Consider the following 20,513-nt stretch of genomic DNA (forward strand, 5'->3'; position numbering starts at 1 on the left):
TTCCGGGAAATACAGTAGAATTTGTCAGAGACCTTCGGTATAATAAATACAGAGTGTTTACAGAGCTACAGAATGAACAAAAGAAGAAGGGGTGTGGCAGAATGATCGACATTGCACATGCAAAACAGGAATTCGAAAAATATCTGGATGAATACGACCGGGAGGATGAACAGATCTGTCTGAAGATCGTACATACCTATGGCGTGGTGAAATACGCAGGAGAGATCGCCAGAAAAATGGAATGTTCCGGTGAAGATGTGGAACTTGCGGAGCTGATCGGTCTGCTTCATGATATTGGCCGTTTTGAGCAGATCCGTAGATTTCACAGCTTTGAGCCGGGAACCATGGATCATGCCGTGTTCGGTGCAGAACTTCTCTTCGGGGAGGAGAAACTGATCCGGCGCTTCGTGGAGGATGATAAATTTGATGAGCTGATCGATGCAGCAATTCGGAAGCACAGTGATTTCAAACTGGAAGGAATCCACGATGCAAGAACACTTTTCCATGCAAAACTGATCCGGGATGCAGACAAGCTGGATAACTGCAGAGTAAAGCTGGAGGCGTCTGTTGAAGCCATGCTGGGAGTCTCTGAGAAAGCTGCAGGAGAAGGGCTGATCTCACCGGCAGTGTGGGAGTCCTGTCTCAGAAGAGAATCCGTGTTATCCGCAGACAGACATGTGCCGGTGGATTACTGGGTATCTTATCTTGCACAGTATTATGATATTAATTTTCCTGAGACCTGTGAGATCATCGAAGAAGAGGATTATATCACCAGGATCGCAGGGCGGCTGACTTATCAGGAACAGGATACCAGAACTAAGCTCCATATTCTCACAGAAGATCTGAACAGGCATCTGGAGATGCCGGCTGTGTCTGTGAAGGAATAGGAGCATAGCAGTTACTGTTCACTGGCAATGTTCCGCGAGGTGTTTTTTGTGAGCGGAGGTCACAGAAAACCCGAGACATACCGCGCGAATTTATGCGATTAGCATAAATTCTGTGCATCGCGAAGCGTGTTACTGAAAACGGAGTGAACAGTAACTCATAGCAGGGAGACTTGTTATATTTTTTTGTTTGGGGTTGACTTTGAGGTGGTTTTCGCCTAAAATATATCAAAGATACGGCGATGATGAGAATAGTACACAGGGAATTATCTCAGAGAGGGATCTGCTTTGGTGGAAGGATCCTGTGCGTGAACTGTGGAACCGGCCTCGGAGCTCTGCGTGATTGAAGCGTGGCGTGTGTTTCCGGCGTTAACGGGTGTTGAGAGAACAGCTTTTCAGGCTGTTAACTGGGGTGGTACCGCCGAAGTCATTCGGTCCCTTGTGAGGGATTTGGATGGCTTATTTTTTGTCCGTAAAACAGGATTGTAAATACAGTGTACGGTTTATAGGACAGAAGAGTAAGCTGGAAGGATTCCGGATTGCTGTGGCTGCCTGACAGCCGGCAATATGTAACAGATCACAAGAAAAAGGAGATTTATCATGGCAAAAGAAAAGAAATTAGTACAGGCCATCACATCTATGGATGAGGATTTTGCTCAGTGGTATACAGACGTTGTTAAGAAGGCTGAGCTCTGTGGCTATACAAGTGTTAAGGGCTGTATGGCGATCAAACCTGCAGGTTATGCGATCTGGGAGAATATCCAGCATGAGCTTGACCGCAGATTTAAAGAAACCGGTGTAGAGAACGTTTACATGCCGATCTTTATCCCGGAGTCTCTTCTTGATAAAGAGAAAGATCATGTAGAAGGTTTTGCTCCGGAGGTTGCATGGGTGACTCATGGCGGCCTTGATCCGCTGCAGGAGAGACTTTGCGTGCGTCCGACTTCTGAGACTCTGTTCTGCGATTTCTACCAGAAAGAGATCCAGTCCCACAGAGATCTTCCAAAGGTATATAATCAGTGGTGTTCCGTTGTCCGTTGGGAGAAGACAACACGGCCCTTCCTTCGTTCCAGAGAGTTCCTGTGGCAGGAGGGACATACTGCTCATGCAACAGCTGAGGAAGCGGAGCAGCGTACCATCCAGATGCTGAACATCTATGCAGACTTCTGCGAGGAAGTTCTTGCGATTCCGGTCATCAAAGGCCAGAAGACAGACAAGGAGAAATTTGCAGGTGCTGAGGCTACTTATACCATCGAATCTCTGATGCACGACGGCAAGGCTCTCCAGTCCGGTACAAGCCATAACTTTGGAGATGGCTTTGCCAAAGCATTCGGAATCCAGTACACAGATAAAGATAATACACTGAAATATGTTCACCAGACATCCTGGGGAATGACAACCCGTATGATCGGTGCGATCATCATGGTTCACGGTGATAACAGCGGACTTGTTCTTCCTCCGAGGATCGCTCCGGTACAGACTGTGATCATCCCGATCCAGCAGTGTAAAGAAGGGGTTATGGAGAAGGCTGACGAGCTTCTTGCAGCACTGAAGGCAGCAGGTATCCGTGCAAAGGTTGACGCGACAGACAAGAGCCCGGGATTCAAGTTTGCTGAGCAGGAGATGCGTGGTATCCCGCTTCGTGTGGAATGTGGACCGAAGGATATCGAGAACGGTCAGGCAGTTCTCTGCAGAAGAGATACCCGTGAGAAATACACAGTATCCTTCGAGGAACTTGCAGATAAGGTAAAAGAGCTTCTGGATACCATTCAGCATGATATGCTGGAGCGCGCACGTGCACACAGAGAGACACATACTTACGTAGCAAAGAATTATGAGGAGTTCGGTGAGATCATCAACAGCAAACCGGGATTCATCAAAGCTATGTGGTGCGGTGATCGTGCATGTGAAGACAAGATCAAGGAAGATTTCCAGGCAACATCCAGATGTATGCCGTTTGAGCAGGAGCAGTTAAGCGATGTTTGCGTATGCTGCGGAAAACCGGCTAAGAAAATGGTTTACTGGGGACGTGCATACTAAAAAAATACAGCAGGCCACTTCAAAAAAGTGGGATGATCATATTGCGTTACTGTTCACTGGTAATGTCCCGCGAGGTGTTTTGTGTGAGCGAAGGTCACAGAAAACCCGAGACATACCGCGCGAATTTATGCGATCAGCATAAATTCTGTGCATCGCGAAGCGTGTTACTGAGAACGGAGTGAACAGGAACCATATTGCAGAAACAGCAGCGGGGCAAAATATGCTCCGCTGTTTTTATGAATCTATGTTATAATAGCGTTAAGGAAAACATATCAGAATATTATTCGGCTGCTGACATGGAGATAATACAGCGAAATGTAAACGTGTTTTGAACGCAGATCGCGAAGCGACTGCGTTCATGAGCAAGTAGCGAAGCGGATTGCGAATGTCCGCTTTACCGGACAGCAGCGATCATCAAGAGGAGTTATTATGACGATTAACATACCACAAAAAGCAGAACAGATCCTGCATATTCTCAATGAAGCCGGCTATGAGGCATATGTTGTTGGCGGCTGTGTCCGGGATTCCATCCTGGACCGGGTGCCTGGGGACTGGGATATCACTACCTCCGCACTTCCGGAGCAGGTGAAGGAGCTTTTTCACAGAACTGTAGATACGGGGATCCAGCATGGAACAGTAACTGTAATGATGGGCAAAGAGGGCTTTGAGGTGACAACCTACCGTGTGGACGGAGAATATCATGATGGCCGTCACCCGGATGCCGTGACCTTTACCAGGAGTCTTGAGGAAGATCTGAAACGAAGAGATTTTACCATTAACGCCATGGCTTACCATCCGGGGAATGGACTGGTGGATCTGTTTGGCGGAATGGAGGATATCAATAGGAAGATCATCCGTTGTGTCGGGGATCCGGTGGAACGTTTTACAGAGGATGCTCTTCGGATGCTCCGTGCAGTGCGTTTTTCCGCACAGCTTGGTTTTACTGTGGAGGAGAATACGAAAGCGGCACTGTCGCGGATGTCGGGGAACCTGGAGCATGTCAGTGCAGAGCGTATCCAGACAGAACTTGTAAAGCTTCTGGTATCCGATCATCCGGATTACCTCCGGACAGCCTGGGAGACAGGCCTTACCCGGGAATTCCTTCCGGAATTTGATGCCTGTATGGAAACAGCGCAGAATACCCCCCATCACTGCTGCAGCGTAGGCGAGCACATCCTGAAAAGCCTTACGGAGATCGAGAATGACAGGCTTCTTCGTATCACCATGCTTCTTCATGACATTGCCAAGCCGGTTGTAAAAAAGACAGATGAGAATGGAAGAGATCACTTTAAGACTCACGGACCGGCAGGCGAAAAGCTGGCAGGGAAGATCCTGCGCCGCTTGAAATTTGACAATGTAACGATCCGAAATACCTGTCGGCTGATCCGGTATCATGATCTTCGTCCCACACCGGACGCCGAGGATGTGCGGAGAGCTGTGAATCTTATCGGAGAAGAGCTTTTTCCGCTTTATCTGAAAGTACAGAAGGCAGATCTTTTATCCCAGAGTACTTACAGGAGGGAGGAGAAGCTGGCACGGTTAAGCGGTGTGACGGAAGCTTATCAGGGGATCCTTGAAAGAGGTGAATGTACATCTCTGAAAACCCTGGCAGTTTCCGGAAAGGATCTTATAAAGGCAGGACATCCGGCCGGACCGGCACTGGGAGCACTGCTCGAAAGACTTCTTGACTGTGTGCTGAAAGATCCAACCCTTAATACAAAAGAAAAACTTCTTGAAACAGCAGAAAAAGACAGCATAAAAACCGAATAGAATAACAAAAATCCCCCCTGCATAAGATAGAACGTAAAATAAGGCAGGGGGGAACTTTTTTGTATGATTATGGGTTGAGCGTGCTGGAGCAGTATGGGCTTACGGCTTCATTCTCAGGCAGGGTGCGGGGGGCACTTCTGTGCCGGACAGAAAAAGGTCCGGTGATACTCCGGGAATTTCATGGTTCGGAAAAAAAGCTTTCCATGCAGCAGCAGCTTCTTGAAAAAATGAAAGAACAGAACTGTCTTGTGGACGCCTATCTCAAAAACAGGGAAGGCGTACTGGTAAGCAGGGACAAAGATTCTGTTCCATATACTGCACAGATCTGGTTTGAGGGACGGGAATGTGACACGAGATCCGAAAACGATATTTTAAAAAGCATCCGGACTCTGGCACAGATCCACAAGATCATGCAGCTTCCTGTGGAAATGGATTATGCGGGAAGAAATCTGCAGGAAGAATATATCCGGCATAATCAGGAAATGAAAAAAATACGCCGTTTTATCCGAAAAAAAGGAGCGGTCAATTCTTTTGAGAAAGATTATCTGAAAAGCGTGGAATGGTTTTTGCAAAAAGGAGAAGAAGCGGCAGCTATGCTGGAAACCACGGATTATAAAAATCTGCGTCAGCAGTCTCTTCAAAGCGGCAGTATCTGTCATGGCGAATATAATCAGCATAATGTGCTGATACTTGGGAAAAATACAGCGGTGACGAATTTCAGTCACTGGAGCTTTGATGTGCAGATGGCAGATCTGTACCGCTTTATGCGGAAAATCCTGGAGAAATACAGCTGGGATCTGCACCTCGCGCAGAAGATGCTTTCTGCATATGATTCCGTACGGCCGCTCTCGGAGTCTGAGTGGCAGAACCTGAGAGTCCGGTTCTGTTATCCGGAAAAATACTGGAAACTGGCAAATCATTATTATACACATAACAAGGCTGTGATCTCCGGAAAAAATGTGGAAAAGCTGAGAACCCTGATCCATCAGAAAAAACAGTGGGAGGAATTTTCAAAACAGTGCTTCAGGCAGTAATAATTCTGAATGTGACAAAAACAAAACTTCCCTTTTTCTGAAAATTGTTATATAATATTAAGTATCTTATATAAAGAAACAGGGAGGTATTTTGGAACATGGATTATAAAGAAATCTATAATCAGTGGCTTGAAAACCCATACTTCGATGAGACGACAAAAGAAGAACTGAAAGCGATCAAAGACGACGAAAATGAGATCAAAGAGCGTTTTTATATGGATCTTGAGTTTGGTACGGCAGGCCTGCGTGGTATCATCGGCGCAGGTACCAACCGTATGAATATTTATGTGGTAAGAAGAGCAACCCAGGGGCTTGCCAACTATATTGCCAAGGTTGACAAGAAATCCCAGGGAGTTGCTATCGCATATGATTCCCGTCATATGTCACCGGAGTTTGCCCAGGAAGCAGCACTTTGCCTGGCAGCAAACGGGATCAAGGCTTATATCTTTGAGACACTTCGTCCGACACCGGAGCTTTCCTTTGCAGTACGTCATCTGGGCTGTGTGGCAGGTATCAACGTAACAGCCAGCCACAATCCTCCGGAATACAACGGATACAAGGTTTACTGGGAGGACGGCGCGCAGATCACACCACCTCATGATTCCGGTATCATGGGCGAGGTAAAGGCAATCTCCGACTGGAATACCGTAAAGACCATGGACAGGGAAGACGCAGTAAAGGCAGGACTTTTCGAAGTGATCGGACAGGCTGTCGATGATGCTTACATGGCAGAGCTTAAGAAACAGATCATCCATATGGATGCGATCCGGGCAGAGGGCAGGAACCTGAAGATCGTTTACACACCTCTTCACGGAACCGGCAATATCCCGGCCAGAAGGATCCTTAAAGAGCTTGGATTTGAGAATGTATATGTAGTACCGGAGCAGGAGCTTCCGAACGGGGATTTCCCGACAGTCAGCTATCCGAACCCGGAGGCAGCAGAGGCATTTGAGCTTGGCCTGAAGCTTGCGAAGGAAGTGGATGCAGACATCGTACTTGCCACAGACCCGGATGCAGACCGTCTTGGCGTCCGCGTAAAGGATAAAAACGGAGAGTATCATGATCTTACCGGTAACATGTCCGGATGCCTTCTTGCAAACTATGAGCTGAGCCAGAGAAAGGCTGTAAACGGAAGCCTTCCGGAGGACGGAGCTCTTGTAAAGACTATCGTTACAACAAACCTGGCAGATGCCATTGCCAAGGGATACAACGTGAATCTTATCGAAGTACTTACCGGATTCAAATACATCGGACAGCAGATCCTCGGATTTGAGAACAGTGGCAAAGGTACATATCTTTTCGGATTTGAGGAGAGCTACGGCTGCCTGATCGGAACCTATGCAAGAGACAAGGATGCCATTGTTGCTACCATGGCACTTTGCGAAGCTGCTGCTTACTATAAGACACAGGGCAAGACTCTCTGGGATGCAATGATCGATATGTATGAGGAGTTCGGTTACTATAAGGATGCCATTCAGGCAGTTACCATGAAGGGTATCGAGGGTCTTCAGAAGATCCAGGAGATCATGACAACACTTCGTCAGAATCCGCCTGCTGAGTTTGCCGGACATAAGGTGACTGCTGTACGTGACTACAAGCTGAATGAGATCACAGATCTTGCAACAGGTGAGAAGAAGCCGACAGGACTTCCGAATTCCAATGTTCTCTACTATGAGCTTACCGATGATGCATGGGTTTGCGTAAGACCGTCCGGAACAGAGCCTAAGGTTAAATTCTATTATGGCGTTAAGGGAACATCTCTTGCAGATGCAGACGAGAAATCCGATGCAATGGGCAAGGCTGTTCTTGAAATGGTTGATTCCATGAAATGATAAAATGGTCACATTCCGCCTGTAATATGCGAAAAACCTTGACATTATAAGCCAAAAGCGGTATATATATAAAGCAAAGTCAAAAATAAGAGAACATCAATTATAGGAGGAAACACCATGAATAAAACAGAGTTAGTGGCAGCAATGGCGAAAGACACCAATCTTTCCAAGAAAGATGTAGAAGCTGTTCTGAAATCTTTTATCGATGTTGTAACAGATGAACTGAAAAAAGGCGAGAAGATTCAGCTGGTTGGATTTGGAACTTTCGAAGTAAGCACAAGAGCTGCAAGAGAGGGAAGAAATCCTCAGACTGGTGAGACCATGACGATCGAGGCTTCCAAGTCTCCGAAGTTCAAAGCAGGAAAAGCTTTAAAGGACGTTGTCAACGGTAAATAATCTGTTGGTTCAGAGTGATAACGGCAGGGGAAACCGGTTTTTGGTTTCCCCTGCTTTTTTAGGAGGAAAAATTATGCGTCTTGATAAATATCTGAAAGTATCCAGACTGATCAAACGCCGTACGGTGGCAAATGAAGCCTGCGATGCAGGAAGAGTTCTGGTCAATGACAAGCCGGCCAAGGCTTCTGTACAGGTAAAGACCGGTGACACTGTGGAGATCCAGTTTGGAAGCCGTAATGTAAAGGTTGAAGTCCTGGAAGTTAAGGAAACGGTAAAAAAGGATGAGGTGGAAAGCATGTTCCGCTATATCTGATGCAGGGACAGCTGCCGTTTGGGCATGATGGTCTATTCCGGATGGATTTTTCATAAAATAAAAGAGAAATCATCCCCAGGGAGGTATGGATTGGACGAGAAGAAACCGGCAGCATTTCACAGTCTGATGCTGGAGCGGCAGAAAGGCGGAACCATAACGGGAATCCGGGAGGTGATCTCTTTCGATGAAAAAGAAATACTGCTGCATACAGAGGAAGGAAAGTTATCCATAAAAGGCGAAGGACTTCATGTAAAACATCTTGATCTGAAAAGTGGGCAGCTTAGCTTGGAGGGGAAAATCGACAGTCTTACCTATCTTGGCAGGAAAAAGGACAAAAAAGAGGGATCCCTTTTAAAAAGACTGTTCCATTAAAGCTAAAATGACAGCAAACCGGTTGATATTTTTTTGAAGAAGTTGTAAAATTTGGATGTATAAGCTCGTAAAAGGTAAAGAGATCATATTGTGTAAAAAAGGAGCAGCAGATTGAAAAATCCAAAAAAGGGAAAAGAAAAAAAATGGATCGGATATAATTATCTTGGCATGGCGGGGATCATGGTGATCGCACTGGTGTTGCTGGGAAGCCTTATGCTGCAGAGTAAGACTCTGGAACGGCGCAGGGATTATTATGATTCCAAAGCTACAGCACTGGAGAAGTCCATTGAAAGTGAGAAGGAACGTACCAAGGAGATCGAAGCAGAGAAAGAACATATGAAGACCGACGAATATGTGGAAGAGGCGGCTCGTGAGAAGCTGGGACTTGTGAAAGACAACGAGATCGTGTTTCAGGAAGAAAAATAGCTGAAAATCAAAGGTTTCGACGAAATTTTTTTTGACATTTTCGTGCGGCTTTGACAGATATTTCAGGGATCTTCCTTTATAATGTTCAGTCAGTGAAGGTTATAAGGGGAGGGAAAAATATGCAGGAATGGATCATTGCCATGCTCGTAGTCAGCATACTGCTGATACTCCGGGACATGGCAAAAACTGTCTTTTCGGGAAAAACGAAGGAAAAAGAAGAAATGCTGCCGCTTTGTGAAAGCCATCCCCAGAAGGAAAAAGTGGAACGGTATGCAGCATCCTTCCGGAAGCTTGCGGATACATTCTACGGAATGCCTTACCGTAAGGAATTTTTGAGCGGAGGACAGCTGAACCGTATCATATCGGACACCAGTGCGGCTGTATGTTCCAGATGTTATCAGAGAGAGATCTGCTGGGGAGAGCGTGCCGGGGAAACCATGCGGGGCAGTGAGAATATGATCCGTACCATGGAGGAAGGCAATGAAGAGAGTATCCAGAGAGCACGCAGTGAATGGATGGGAGCATGTGGCCGTTCCGCCCAGTATTTTCAGGTCCTGAATGAGGGATTTCGTGAAGAAAGGCAGAATCTCGTGTGGGATAACCGGATGATCGAAAGCCGGCTTGCAGTTGCACAGCAGCTGACGGAAATCTCGAGGATCATGGATCATATGGCAGAAGAGCTGTATGATATCATGCCGGCAGATCCGCAGTTTCAGGAAGATCTGAAAAAGGCTCTTCGTAAAAAGCATGTACTTGTAAAGAATGTCTGGGTCATGGATAAGATCGAAGGAAGACGGCAGATATTTCTGAATCTGAGAGCCAGGAGCGGACAGTGTGTTTCCATGACAGAGATCGCACAGATCCTGTCCAGGATCTGCGGAAGCTCCATGACGCCGGACGCCGGCAGCCGCAGTATTGTAAATGGAGATTTTCGTATGGTCCATTTTGTGGAGGATGTCAGTTATCAGATGCTTTACGGAGTAGCGCGGCTTACAAGAGAAGCGGAAAAGGTTTCCGGAGACAATTATATCTGTCGTCAGGAAGAGGATGGCAGGTTTTTTCTCTGTCTGTCTGATGGGATGGGTTCCGGAATAGAAGCGTTTAAAGAAAGCGAGATCGTGGTAGAACTTCTGGAACAGTTTCTGGAATCCGGCTTTTCTCAGGAGACAGCTGCCAGAATGGTGAATTCCGCACTGCTATTGAAAGGACGGGAAGGGATGTTTTCTACTGTTGATATCTGTGCGGTGGATCTTTATACCGGGATTTGTGATTTTCTGAAAGCAGGGGCGTCTTCCACATTTATTAAAAGAGATCACTGGGTGGAATCCATTGCTTCGGAAAATCTTGCAGCAGGCTTGGTTCAACAGCTGGATTTTGATACTGCCTCAAGGAAGCTTTATCATGGAGATTATCTGATCATGATGACAGATGGAGTTCTGGATGCACTTCCTACAGAACGGGAAGAGGAAACCATGAAGGAGATCATTATGGATGTCCGGGAAAAAGAGCCCAGGGAGATGGGAAGGGGAATACTGGAAAGGGTTCTGGGATACAGTGATTATCATGCCAGGGATGATATGACAGTAGTTGTGGCAGGATTGTGGAAAAAATAGAGTATTTTTGGTTACAGGAGAAAAAATGATCACACGTGTAAGAAAATATATCAGAGACAATCGGATGCTGAAAGCAGAGGATATGGTTGTGGCAGGGGTTTCCGGAGGGGCGGATTCCATAGCAATGCTTCATATTTTGAAAAGTCTTCAGAAAGAGATCGGTTTTTCCATGGAAGTGGTTCATGTCCATCATGGGATCCGGGGCCAGGAGGCGGACCGGGATGAGCAGTTTGTGGAAAAAATCTGCCGGGATTGGGGAATCCCTTTCCGGTCCAGGCATTATCCGGTTCCGGAGCTTTCCGGAAAGTGGAAGCTGGGAGAAGAAGAAACCGGAAGGATCGTGCGAAAACAGGCATTTCAGGAGGAAAAAAAGAGACTTGGTTTTTCCGGAGAACAGTCAAAAAAGAACGGACAGTTCCGGGTTGCGCTGGCACATAATCGCAACGATCTGGCAGAGACTATGCTGCATCATCTGGCAAGGGGAACCGGTATCCGGGGACTTTCCGGGATACAGGCGGTAAATGGTGAGATCATCCGGCCGGTTTTGTGTTTAGAACGGAAGGAAATCGTCAATTATCTGAAAGAGAGAGGTATTTCCTATATCACAGACAGCAGCAATCTTTCAGATGACTATACAAGAAACCGGATCCGTAACCATATTCTTCCGGCTATGGAACAGAAGATCAATGCAAAAGCGGTGGAGCATATGGCAGAAACCGCACGGGTTCTGGCAGAGGCAGATTCGTATCTTCAGAAAAAGGGAAGGGAGCTTCTGGCAGGCTGCCGGAAAGAAAATGGCTATCTTCTGGATGAAAAATTTTTTGTACAGGATTCTATCCTTCAGGAATATGCGGTGATGGAGGCGTTTGAGATACTGTCAGGAAAACGTAAGGACTTTACATCTCTTCATGTGGACCAGGTCCTTTCGCTTCAAAAAAAAGAAAACGGTCGTTATATCAACCTTCCGGAATCGCTGCGGGTAATACGACAGTACGGAGGGGTATGTCTGAAAAAGAACTCTGCATCAGACCGAGAGAACGCTGCTTCCACTGAAAAAAAAGTATTGGCAGGTCTCAGAGAAATGTCTGTGGAGCTTCCGGTACCTGGAATTCTGGAAAGTCCTTTCGGAGTTTTTGAGTCGAAAATTTTTTCTTATAAGAAACAGAAGATTGAAGAAAAAAAGTATACGAAATGGTTTGATTATGATAAAATAAAAAATAGTCCATGCGTTCGGACCAGAAGACAGGGAGATTATCTTACTGTAAACAGTGAAGGCGGAAGAAAGAAGCTGAACCGGATCTTTATTGATGAGAAGATTCCGGCGGAGATGAGAGACAGACTTCCGGTTGTTGCGGCAGGATCTGAGATACTCTGGATCCCGGGAGGACGGATGAACGAGAAGTATAAGATCACTTCCACTACAGGGAGAGTGTTAGAATTACATTACCAAGGAGGAGCTTTAGCATGAGCGAAAAAATCAGGGTTTTACTCAGTGAAGAAGAGGTAGATGCCCGTATCCAGGAAGTTGCAGATATGATCAACAAGGATTATGACGGAAAAGATGTACACATGATCTGCGTTCTGAAAGGCGGCGTTTTCTTTATGTGTGAGCTTGCCAAGAGGATTACACGCCCGGTAACACTGGATTTCATGTCTGTGTCCAGTTACGGTGATGATACGAAATCCAGCGGTGTTGTAAAGATCGTCAAGGATCTGGATCAGCCACTGGAAGGGAAAGATGTTCTGATCGTAGAGGATATCATTGATTCAGGCAGAACCTTAAGCTATCTGCTGCGTATCCTGAAGGGCAGACATCCGGCAAGCATCAGACTCTGTACACTTCTTGACAAACCGGAGAGACGTGTGACAGATGTAGAGGTAGATTACTGCTGCTTCAATATTCCGGACGAGTTTGTAGTAGGATACGGACTTGATTATGCCCAGAAATACAGAAACCTTCCTTACATCGGAGTAGTGGAGCTTCAGGACTGAAAGGAGATTTAACCAAGTGAGCAAGCATTCAGGTAAGATAGGCCTGTACCTTCTGCTTATTGTGGCACTGATCGCAGGATATCTGTATCTCAATGACCAGGTATCTACCCAGGGCAGCTACACAATGGGCCAGCTGGAAAAGGCTCTGGAAGAAGACAAAGTGACGGATGCGGTGATCCATCAGAACAGAGAAGTGCCCACCGGTTATGTAACAGCAAACATTGTTTCAGACGGTCAGAAGACAGTCTACGTAACCGATGTAAAGGAAGCGGAGGCGCTTCTTGAAGAACATGATATCGATCCGACGATCCGCAATGTACCCAAGGACAACTCCATGATCGGAACAGTACTTCCGGTAGTGCTTACCGGCGCGATCCTTATCTTTTTCTTTATGATGATGAACCGGCAGATGTCCGGAGGCGGCGGAAGCAATGCGAAGATGATGAATTTCGGAAAAAGCAGAGCCAGGATGTCGTCCCCTGATGATAAGAAAGTAACGTTCAAGGATGTTGCAGGTCTTCAGGAGGAGAAGGAGGATCTGGAGGAAGTGGTGGATTTCCTGAAATCTCCACAGAAGTATACCAAGGTAGGCGCCAGGATCCCGAAAGGCGTGATCCTTGTGGGCCCTCCGGGAACAGGTAAAACTCTTCTCGCGAAGGCAGTTGCAGGAGAGGCCGGAGTTCCGTTTTTCTCCATTTCCGGATCCGATTTCGTGGAGATGTTTGTTGGTGTCGGTGCTTCCCGTGTACGAGATCTTTTTGAAGAGGGCAAGCGTCATGCACCGTGCATCATCTTTATTGATGAGATCGATGCGGTAGCCCGTCAGAGAGGAACCGGTATGGGCGGCGGCCACGATGAGAGAGAGCAGACGTTGAACCAGCTTCTTGTAGAGATGGATGGTTTTGGAGTAAATGAAGGAATCATCGTAATGGCAGCGACCAACCGTGTGGATATTCTGGATCCTGCGATCCTCCGTCCGGGACGATTTGACCGTAAAGTCGGTGTGGGACGCCCGGATGTCAAGGGCAGAGAAGAGATCCTTATGGTCCATGCCAAGGACAAACCGCTGGGAGATGATGTGGATCTTCGCCAGATTGCCCAGACAACCGCAGGATTTACAGGTGCAGATCTGGAGAACCTTCTTAACGAAGCTGCTATTGATGCTGCAAAAGAGGGCCGTCCTTATATCATGCAGAAGGATATCAAGAAAGCATTCATCAAGGTCGGGATCGGTGCAGAAAAGAAGAGCAAGGTCATCTCTGATAAAGAGAAAAAGATCACAGCTTATCATGAAGCAGGCCATGCGATCCTGTTCCATGTACTTCCTCATATGGATCCGGTATACACCATTTCCATTATCCCTACGGGAATGGGAGCTGCCGGCTACACCATGCCGCTGCCGGATAATGATGAGATGTTTAATACAAAGAACAAAATGCTGGAGGATATCACCACGCTTCTTGGCGGACGTGTGGCTGAGGAGATCATCTTCGGAGATATCACCACCGGTGCTTCCAATGATATCAAACGTGCCACAGAGACTGCACGCTCTATGGTAATGAAATACGGTATGTCTGAAAAAATCGGTCTGATCGCTTACGGCAACGATGACGATGAGGTATTTATCGGCCGTGATCTGGCACATACCAGAGGCTACAGTGAGGAAGTGGCAAGAGAGATCGATGAGGAGATGTCCCGTATCATCCGTGAGTGCCATGGGAATGCAGAGAGCATCATCCGTGAGAATATCGGCGTTCTTCACAGCTGTGCGGCCCTTCTTCTCGAGAAGGAAAAGATACATCGTGAAGAGTTTGAAGCACTTTTTACAACAGAAAAAGAAGAGGTTGCAAAAACAAATGAATAAAATGCACAAAAAAATATATTGAATTTTGTGAACTTTGTGCACACTTTTTGGTGGACACATGGTACTATAAATATCGTAAAAACCCCCCAATACATTATATAGTTTTTGCTACACCCCATAAGAAGAAATACCTTCTCCAAAAAAGGCAGCCTAACCAGCTGTCTTTTTTACTGCCCAAAAATAAAAGGCGAATTACGGAGAAAACAGATATATATGCTTGCGGGATGGAAAAAATTAAGATAATATATTTAAAAACATGGTACTAAAAACGGAATGAGGAAAATAGAATGTTATATGAAAGCATGGAGACTGCAAAGAAGATGCGGTATATACTCAATATGAGTCCGGTATTAAATAAAGACGCAATGTTCAGTGACGGGACGGAATATTACCGAACACCTGTGGAGCCACGGGAAGGTGATACAGTTACGATCCGTTTTCGTACCCAGAGAAATAATGTGGACAACGTCTGTCTTGTGCATGACGGAGAATATCTGGAAATGAAGTGGGAAAAAACTTCCGGAAGCTTTGATTATTATACTGCACAGATCGTAATGGGAAAAAATCTTGTACGATATTACTTTGAGATCCATTCAGGACTTGTTACCTGTTATTATGATACAAATGGTGTAAATACCAGACATGAGGAAAGGACAGAATTTGAGATCTATCCCGGATATCATGTGCCTGAGTGGCTGAAGGGTGCTGTGATGTATCAGATTTATGTGGATCGTTTCTGTAACGGAGATCCTTCCAATGATGTGGAAACAGGGGAATATTTCTATATCGGGGACACTTCCGTAAAAGTGGATAACTGGGAAAAGGTTCCGGCTGTGATGGGTGTCCGGGAATTTTATGGCGGCGATCTTCAGGGAGTTATGGATAAGCTGGATTATATCCAGGAGCTTGGAGTAGATGTGATCTATCTGAATCCGGTCTTTGTCTCTCCCAGCAACCATAAGTATGACTGTCAGGATTACGATCATATCGATCCGCATATCGGAAGGATCGTAGAGGACTGTGATGGTCTGTTAAGTCCCGGAGACAGTGACAACAGTCATGCCCTTAAATATATCCGCCGTGTGACCGATAAACGGAATTTGGAGGCCAGTAATAAGCTTTTTCAGGAGCTTGTGGAGGAAATTCACAGAAGAGGGATGAAGGTGATCCTGGATGGGGTATTTAACCATTGCGGATCCTTTAATAAATGGATGGACAGGGAACGGATCTACGAAAATCAGGAAGGCTACGAAAAGGGGGCCTATGTTTCGGCGGACAGCCCTTATCGTTCTTTCTTCTGCTTCCAGGATCAGAACCGCTGGCCCTATAATCCAACCTACGACGGCTGGTGGACCCATGATACCCTGCCAAAGCTGAACTACGAAGAATCTGAGGAGCTTTGCCGGACGATCCTTGCTGTGGGCAGAAAATGGGTTTCGCCGCCGTATAACGTAGACGGCTGGAGACTGGATGTAGCTGCAGATCTGGGCCACAGCAATGATTTTAACCATCACTTCTGGAAAGAGTTCCGGAGGACAGTAAAAGAAGCCAATCCTGATGCAGTGATCCTTGCAGAACACTACGGAAATCCGGAAAGCTGGCTTCGCGGCGATGAGTGGGATACGGTTATGAACTATGACGCTTTTATGGAGCCTGTAACCTGGTTCCTGACCGGAATGGAGAAGCACAGTGATGAGTACCGGGAGGACCTTTATGGCAACAGTGAGGCCTTTATCGGGGCGATGAAGCATCATATGCAGTCTTTGCATATGGGAGCGCTTTATGGAGCCATGAATGAGCTTTCAAACCATGACCATTCCAGATTTCTGACAAGGACCAATCACAGAGTAGGAAGGCTTTCCTACGCAGGCGCAGAGGCGGCATCTGCAGGCATCAATCCTGCTATCATGAGAGAGGCTGTTGTGATCCAGATGACGTGGCCGGGTGCGCCTACGGTATATTACGGGGATGAGGCCGGCGTCTGCGGCTTTACAGATCCGGATAACCGCAGAACTTATCCCTGGGGAAAAGAAGACCAGGAGATGCTGGACTTTCATAAACGTATGATCTGCATACACAAGGCATATCCGATTCTTGCAAAGGGTTCCCTGGAATTTCTGTGGAACGATCATCAGGGCTTGAGCTATGGTCGTTTTTCTGATTCTGAACAGATCATAGTGATCCTTAATAATCAGGATCAGGAGAGAGACATAAGGGTAACAGCCTGGAAAACCGGTGTAAGCCGGAAAGAAGCAACGGCTTTTCAGCGCCTGATGCTTTCTTCCGGAGAGGGTTATACGGAAATGCCGGAAGAATATATTGCAGATGCAGGGATTCTTCAGGTGAAGATGCCTGCATACGGAGCGATGGTGCTTCACCACAGGGCGAGGGATAAATACAAATGATGCACGAGTAAGGCAGAGAAAAAAGCCAATCTGTTCTTCCATCAGGAAGCAGATTGGCTTTTTGCATTGTGTTTTATGCGTTATTCTTCTGTAACGTGTTCCAGCCCCTGATTCATGATGGTTGCCACATGGCTGTCTGCCAGGGAGTAGTAAATGGTTTTTCCGTCTCTTCGAAATTTGACCAGTGATATCTGCTTCAGTACCCGGAGCTGATGGGAAATGGCACTCTGGGTCATGGAAAGACGATCGGCAATATCCTGAACACAGAGCTCTTCCACAGAAAGTACGTACAGGATACGGATCCTGGTAGGATCACCGAAAATCTTGAACAGGTCGGCAAGCCGGTACAGTGTATCATCATTGATCGGGTAATCTATATGTGTTTTCTTCATTTGCGCATCCTCCAAACTGTTAACTTCTATTGTAGCTGAAAAAAACGCACCGGTCAAATTCTTTTCTGCATCACGGGGGAGTTGTACGGATGCACAGGGATCCGCTGCAGGATATCTGCCCTGCAGAACGGATCTTATTTTTTATACAGGATACGAATGGAATTCAGCACGCAGATCATGGCAACGCCAGTGTCTGCAAATACGGCCATCCACATGTTGGCATGTCCGGCAAGACCAAGGATCATAACTGCGATCTTGATCACCAGGGCAAATATTACGTTCTGCCATGCAATACGGTTTGTGCTTCGTGCAATGGCGATAGACTGAGGGATCGCATCTACATTGGAATTCATAAATACGGCATCTGCGGCTTCAATGGCAGCATCTGCACCGCTTCCCATGGCAGCACCTACATCAGCACCTGCAAGAACAGGAGCGTCGTTGATACCGTCACCGACAAACATAACTGTTCCATGTGCCTGGCGGACCTTTTTCAGGGCATTAAGCTTATCCTCCGGAAGAAGCTTTGCATAGATCTCATCGATCCCGGCATCTTTTCCTACAGCCTGTGCACTGTCTTCGGAGTCTCCGGTGAGCATAACGGTGTGGAGACCAAGCTTTTTCAGAGAAGCAATGGCTTCCTTTGCGTCAGGTTTGATGGTATCGGAGATCAGCATATATCCTGCGAAGGTTCCGTTTACTGCCATAAATACTTCAGAGCCGTAAGCGGCTTCCTTTAATTCTCCGATTGTAACTCCGAATTTATCCATCAGCTTGCGATTTCCGCAGAGAACTTTTCCCTCCGGCATTTCCGCAACGATCCCGTGACCGGAAATTTCTTCCAAGGAGATCGGTTTTTCAAATTGGATCTCACGTTCCTTTGCGGCAGCAACGATGCTGTTCGCAATAGGATGTGTGGAGTTCTGTTCACAGCCTGCACACATGGAAAGGAGTTCATTTTCCGTGTATTTACCGGTGGCAACAACCTTCTGAAGCTGGAAGTTACCCTCTGTGATAGTACCGGTCTTATCCATGATCACAGCGCCGAGCTTACTTAATCCTTCGATGGCAAGGCCTCCCTTGAAAAGGATACCCTTTTTGGAACCGGCACCGATCCCGGAGAAGAAGGCCAGCGGGATACTAAGTACAAGAGCACAAGGGCAGCTCATTACCAGGAAAGTAATGGCTGTGTAGATCCAGTAATGCCAGTTTCCGGTAACAAGGGATGGGAGTATGGCAGTTGCCACTGCGATTCCTACAACACAAGGAGTATAAACCCTGGCAAAACGTGTGATAAAGCGGTCGATCTTCGGTTTGCTTGCTGCCGCGTTTTCTACGGAATCCAGAATACGAGTGACCATGGATTCTTCCAGAGGTTTTTCCACGCGGATCTTAAGCTGGCCGGAGGTGTTGACGCAACCAGAAGTGATCTCATCACCTTCATTTACAGCAACCGGTACAGGCTCTCCTGTGATCGGAGAAGTGTCGATACGGCTGTTTCCTTCAATTACGATACCATCAAGAGGGATGCGGTCTCCGGGACGAACCAGAAGAATGTCTCCGATCTGAGCCTCTTCAGAGGGAATTATCTGGATATCATTGCCTGTGACCAGATTGACAACTTCCGGACGAAGGTCTACGGCATCCATGATCTGCCCGCGGCTTCGTTCAACGGCTTTTTCCTCAAAAAGCTCGCCGATGCGGTAAAAGAGCATAACGCCTACGGCCTCAGCAGAATCATTGATGGCAAAAGCGGCAAGTGTTGCAATGCTCATGAGAAAGTTTTCGTCAAAAATCTGTCCGTGAGAGATGTTTTTGGCAGCTTTTACAACGATAACACCCCCAAGCGCCAGGTATGCGATCACAAATACAGGAAGAGTGGCACTGGTACCAAAGCCTTTGTGTTCCATGATCTCTCCGGCAACGAAGAGTACTGCACCGATGATAATGCAGATGATATCTATGTTTTCCTTGGAGAAAAATTTCTTCTTGGAAGCGGTTGGGTGAGTCGCTGTTTTTGGGGACTGAGCCTTTGGCTTCGGATCCTTTTCTTTTACAAGAACTTCGGATTCAATGGATGTACAGATCTTACGGATCTGATCCAGGTATCGATCCGGATCCTTTGCAGTTAAGCGAAGCTGTTTTGTTGCAAAAGTGATGGTTGCTTCGGAAATGCCTTCAAGGTTTGCAATCTGTTCCTCCATTTTGGAAGCGCAGTGAGCGCAGCCTAGATTCTCCAGAAGATAGGTCTTGGTTGTTATGTCAGTGGAAGCTGCCGGAGCTGGAATTCTCGGAACAACTTTAACTTCAGACTCAATGGATGTGCAGATCTTGCGGATCTGCGGAAGCAGAGCGTCTGGATCTGCAGCCCTTAAGCGAAGCTGTTTTGTTGCAAAAGTAATGGTAGCGCTTTCTACGCCTTCAAGAGCCTGGATCCGTTCCTCCATTTTGGAAGCACAGTGAGCGCAGCCGAGGTTCTCCAGAATGTAGACACGCTTTGCGGTGAGAGCATTGTGGGAGTGGTCGTGGTGCTCATGCTCGTGATCCCCGCAGCCACAGCCGCAGTGTTCGTCATGGTGGTGAAGGTGCTCGTGTTCATGATGTTCATGTTTATGATCCTCACAACCACAGCCGCAGTGTTCGTCATGGTGGTGAAGGTGCTCGTGTTCATGATGTTCATGTTTATGATCCTCACAACCACAGCCGCAGTGTTCGTCATGGTGATGATGATGCTCAGGTTCATGATGTTCATGTTTATGATCCTCACAACCACAGCTGCAGTGCTCATGGTGGTGAGGATGCTCATGTTCATGATCTTCATGGTCATGATTCTCGCAACCACAGACGCAGTGCTCATCATGGTGATGGTGCTCATGATCGTGATGTTCTTCATGCTCATCATGGCTGTGATGCGCATGCTCGTGACCGCAGCCGCAGGAATCTGCGGACTCCATGGAATCTTTCTTTAATTTTTCTTCCATATGAACTCTCCTTGCTGATTCGTTTGCTTTTTATATGAATATATGAATTAATGTTCATATGACTATTTAATCATATATAAAAATCTTTGTCAACAGCTTTTCAAAAAACGGATCAAAGAAAAGTGAAATTTATTGCAAAAGAAATATAGAAAACGTTAATATATTCTGAAAAAATAATCTATTTTATTATTTTTATTTA

General features: G+C 46.6%; 17 protein-coding genes and 1 other annotated feature. Of the genes, 15 read left to right on the forward strand and 2 right to left on the reverse strand.

Features of this window, described 5'->3' with window-relative positions:
- Positions 1 to 101: 101 nt before the first annotated feature.
- From V9W66_RS15310 to V9W66_RS15375, 14 genes are all read left to right on the forward strand, one after another.
- Positions 102 to 887, forward strand: a complete 786-nt coding sequence (locus V9W66_RS15310) for an HD domain-containing protein (protein WP_144094505.1) — start codon at positions 102 to 104, stop codon at positions 885 to 887.
- A 230-nt stretch (positions 888 to 1,117) separates the two neighbouring features.
- Positions 1,118 to 1,327, forward strand: a binding site (T-box leader).
- 157 nt (positions 1,328 to 1,484) lie between these two features.
- Positions 1,485 to 2,924, forward strand: a complete 1,440-nt coding sequence (gene proS / locus V9W66_RS15315; RefSeq protein WP_144094502.1) for a proline--tRNA ligase — start codon at positions 1,485 to 1,487, stop codon at positions 2,922 to 2,924.
- A gap of 429 nt (positions 2,925 to 3,353) precedes the next feature.
- Positions 3,354 to 4,694, forward strand: a complete 1,341-nt coding sequence (locus V9W66_RS15320) for a CCA tRNA nucleotidyltransferase (protein WP_144094500.1) — start codon at positions 3,354 to 3,356, stop codon at positions 4,692 to 4,694.
- A gap of 59 nt (positions 4,695 to 4,753) precedes the next feature.
- Complete coding sequence (locus V9W66_RS15325; protein ID WP_144094498.1) at positions 4,754 to 5,728, forward strand: hypothetical protein; 975 nt, start codon at positions 4,754 to 4,756, stop codon at positions 5,726 to 5,728.
- A gap of 98 nt (positions 5,729 to 5,826) precedes the next feature.
- Complete coding sequence (locus tag V9W66_RS15330) at positions 5,827 to 7,560, forward strand: phospho-sugar mutase (RefSeq protein ID WP_144094496.1); 1,734 nt, start codon at positions 5,827 to 5,829, stop codon at positions 7,558 to 7,560.
- A gap of 102 nt (positions 7,561 to 7,662) precedes the next feature.
- Positions 7,663 to 7,956: an HU family DNA-binding protein gene (locus V9W66_RS15335; RefSeq protein ID WP_227573730.1), complete on the forward strand. Its 294-nt coding sequence runs from the start codon at positions 7,663 to 7,665 to the stop codon at positions 7,954 to 7,956.
- Positions 7,957 to 8,029: 73 nt separating this feature from the next.
- Positions 8,030 to 8,269, forward strand: a complete 240-nt coding sequence (locus tag V9W66_RS15340; RefSeq protein ID WP_015527118.1) for an RNA-binding S4 domain-containing protein — start codon at positions 8,030 to 8,032, stop codon at positions 8,267 to 8,269.
- 90 nt (positions 8,270 to 8,359) lie between these two features.
- Entirely contained in the window at positions 8,360 to 8,641 is a 282-nt protein-coding gene (gene yabP, locus V9W66_RS15345) for a sporulation protein YabP (protein ID WP_044960948.1), read from the forward strand.
- A gap of 111 nt (positions 8,642 to 8,752) precedes the next feature.
- Positions 8,753 to 9,067: an FtsB family cell division protein gene (locus tag V9W66_RS15350; protein ID WP_243121769.1), complete on the forward strand. Its 315-nt coding sequence runs from the start codon at positions 8,753 to 8,755 to the stop codon at positions 9,065 to 9,067.
- A gap of 119 nt (positions 9,068 to 9,186) precedes the next feature.
- Positions 9,187 to 10,680, forward strand: coding sequence for a SpoIIE family protein phosphatase (locus tag V9W66_RS15355; RefSeq protein ID WP_044960946.1), 1,494 nt, complete (start codon positions 9,187 to 9,189; stop codon positions 10,678 to 10,680).
- Positions 10,681 to 10,705: 25 nt separating this feature from the next.
- Positions 10,706 to 12,148, forward strand: a complete 1,443-nt coding sequence (tilS, locus tag V9W66_RS15360) for a tRNA lysidine(34) synthetase TilS (RefSeq protein ID WP_144094494.1) — start codon at positions 10,706 to 10,708, stop codon at positions 12,146 to 12,148.
- A complete protein-coding gene (gene hpt, locus V9W66_RS15365) occupies positions 12,145 to 12,672 on the forward strand; it encodes a hypoxanthine phosphoribosyltransferase (protein WP_144094492.1) in 528 nt (175 codons plus the stop codon). Before tilS ends, hpt begins: the two co-directional genes overlap by 4 nt.
- Before the next feature lie 16 nt (positions 12,673 to 12,688).
- Positions 12,689 to 14,536, forward strand: a complete 1,848-nt coding sequence (gene ftsH / locus V9W66_RS15370; RefSeq protein WP_144094490.1) for an ATP-dependent zinc metalloprotease FtsH — start codon at positions 12,689 to 12,691, stop codon at positions 14,534 to 14,536.
- A 287-nt stretch (positions 14,537 to 14,823) separates the two neighbouring features.
- Entirely contained in the window at positions 14,824 to 16,941 is a 2,118-nt protein-coding gene (locus V9W66_RS15375; RefSeq protein ID WP_144094488.1) for a glycoside hydrolase family 13 protein, read from the forward strand.
- An 80-nt stretch (positions 16,942 to 17,021) separates the two neighbouring features.
- On the opposite strand, the gene V9W66_RS15380 is transcribed toward V9W66_RS15375, so the two are convergent.
- Together V9W66_RS15380 and V9W66_RS15385 are read right to left on the reverse strand one after the other, a co-directional pair.
- On the reverse strand, positions 17,022 to 17,333 hold the full coding sequence (locus tag V9W66_RS15380) for an ArsR/SmtB family transcription factor (RefSeq protein WP_144094486.1): 312 nt from the start codon (positions 17,331 to 17,333) through the stop codon (positions 17,022 to 17,024).
- A gap of 134 nt (positions 17,334 to 17,467) precedes the next feature.
- Positions 17,468 to 19,780 (reverse strand): heavy metal translocating P-type ATPase, encoded by a 2,313-nt coding sequence (locus V9W66_RS15385; RefSeq protein ID WP_330575386.1) that lies wholly within the window; start codon positions 19,778 to 19,780, stop codon positions 17,468 to 17,470.
- A 12-nt stretch (positions 19,781 to 19,792) separates the two neighbouring features.
- Between V9W66_RS15385 and V9W66_RS15390 the strand changes: the two genes are divergently transcribed.
- Positions 19,793 to 20,302, forward strand: coding sequence for a hypothetical protein (locus V9W66_RS15390; protein ID WP_186290085.1), 510 nt, complete (start codon positions 19,793 to 19,795; stop codon positions 20,300 to 20,302).
- Positions 20,303 to 20,513: the final 211 nt, after the last annotated feature.

This window comes from Blautia massiliensis (ex Durand et al. 2017) (assembly GCF_051861785.1).
In the GTDB taxonomy this organism is placed as follows: Bacteria; Bacillota; Clostridia; order Lachnospirales; family Lachnospiraceae; genus Blautia_A; species Blautia_A luti_A.

Bases quoted from the DNA above. Each gene is read 5' to 3' on its own strand.
- proS (WP_144094502.1), top strand. From the start codon at position 1,485: ATGGCAAAAGAAAAGAAATTAGTACAGGCCATCACATCTATGGATGAG.
- V9W66_RS15340 (WP_015527118.1), top strand. From the start codon at position 8,030: ATGCGTCTTGATAAATATCTGAAAGTATCCAGACTGATCAAACGCCGT.
- V9W66_RS15385 (WP_330575386.1), bottom strand. From the start codon at position 19,780: ATGGAGGAACGGATCCAGGCTCTTGAAGGCGTAGAAAGCGCTACCATT.
- V9W66_RS15355 (WP_044960946.1), top strand. From the start codon at position 9,187: ATGCAGGAATGGATCATTGCCATGCTCGTAGTCAGCATACTGCTGATA.
- hpt (WP_144094492.1), top strand. From the start codon at position 12,145: ATGAGCGAAAAAATCAGGGTTTTACTCAGTGAAGAAGAGGTAGATGCC.
- V9W66_RS15310 (WP_144094505.1), top strand. From the start codon at position 102: ATGATCGACATTGCACATGCAAAACAGGAATTCGAAAAATATCTGGAT.
- V9W66_RS15380 (WP_144094486.1), bottom strand. From the start codon at position 17,333: ATGAAGAAAACACATATAGATTACCCGATCAATGATGATACACTGTAC.
- tilS (WP_144094494.1), top strand. From the start codon at position 10,706: ATGATCACACGTGTAAGAAAATATATCAGAGACAATCGGATGCTGAAA.
- V9W66_RS15330 (WP_144094496.1), top strand. From the start codon at position 5,827: ATGGATTATAAAGAAATCTATAATCAGTGGCTTGAAAACCCATACTTC.
- V9W66_RS15320 (WP_144094500.1), top strand. From the start codon at position 3,354: ATGACGATTAACATACCACAAAAAGCAGAACAGATCCTGCATATTCTC.
- V9W66_RS15375 (WP_144094488.1), top strand. From the start codon at position 14,824: ATGTTATATGAAAGCATGGAGACTGCAAAGAAGATGCGGTATATACTC.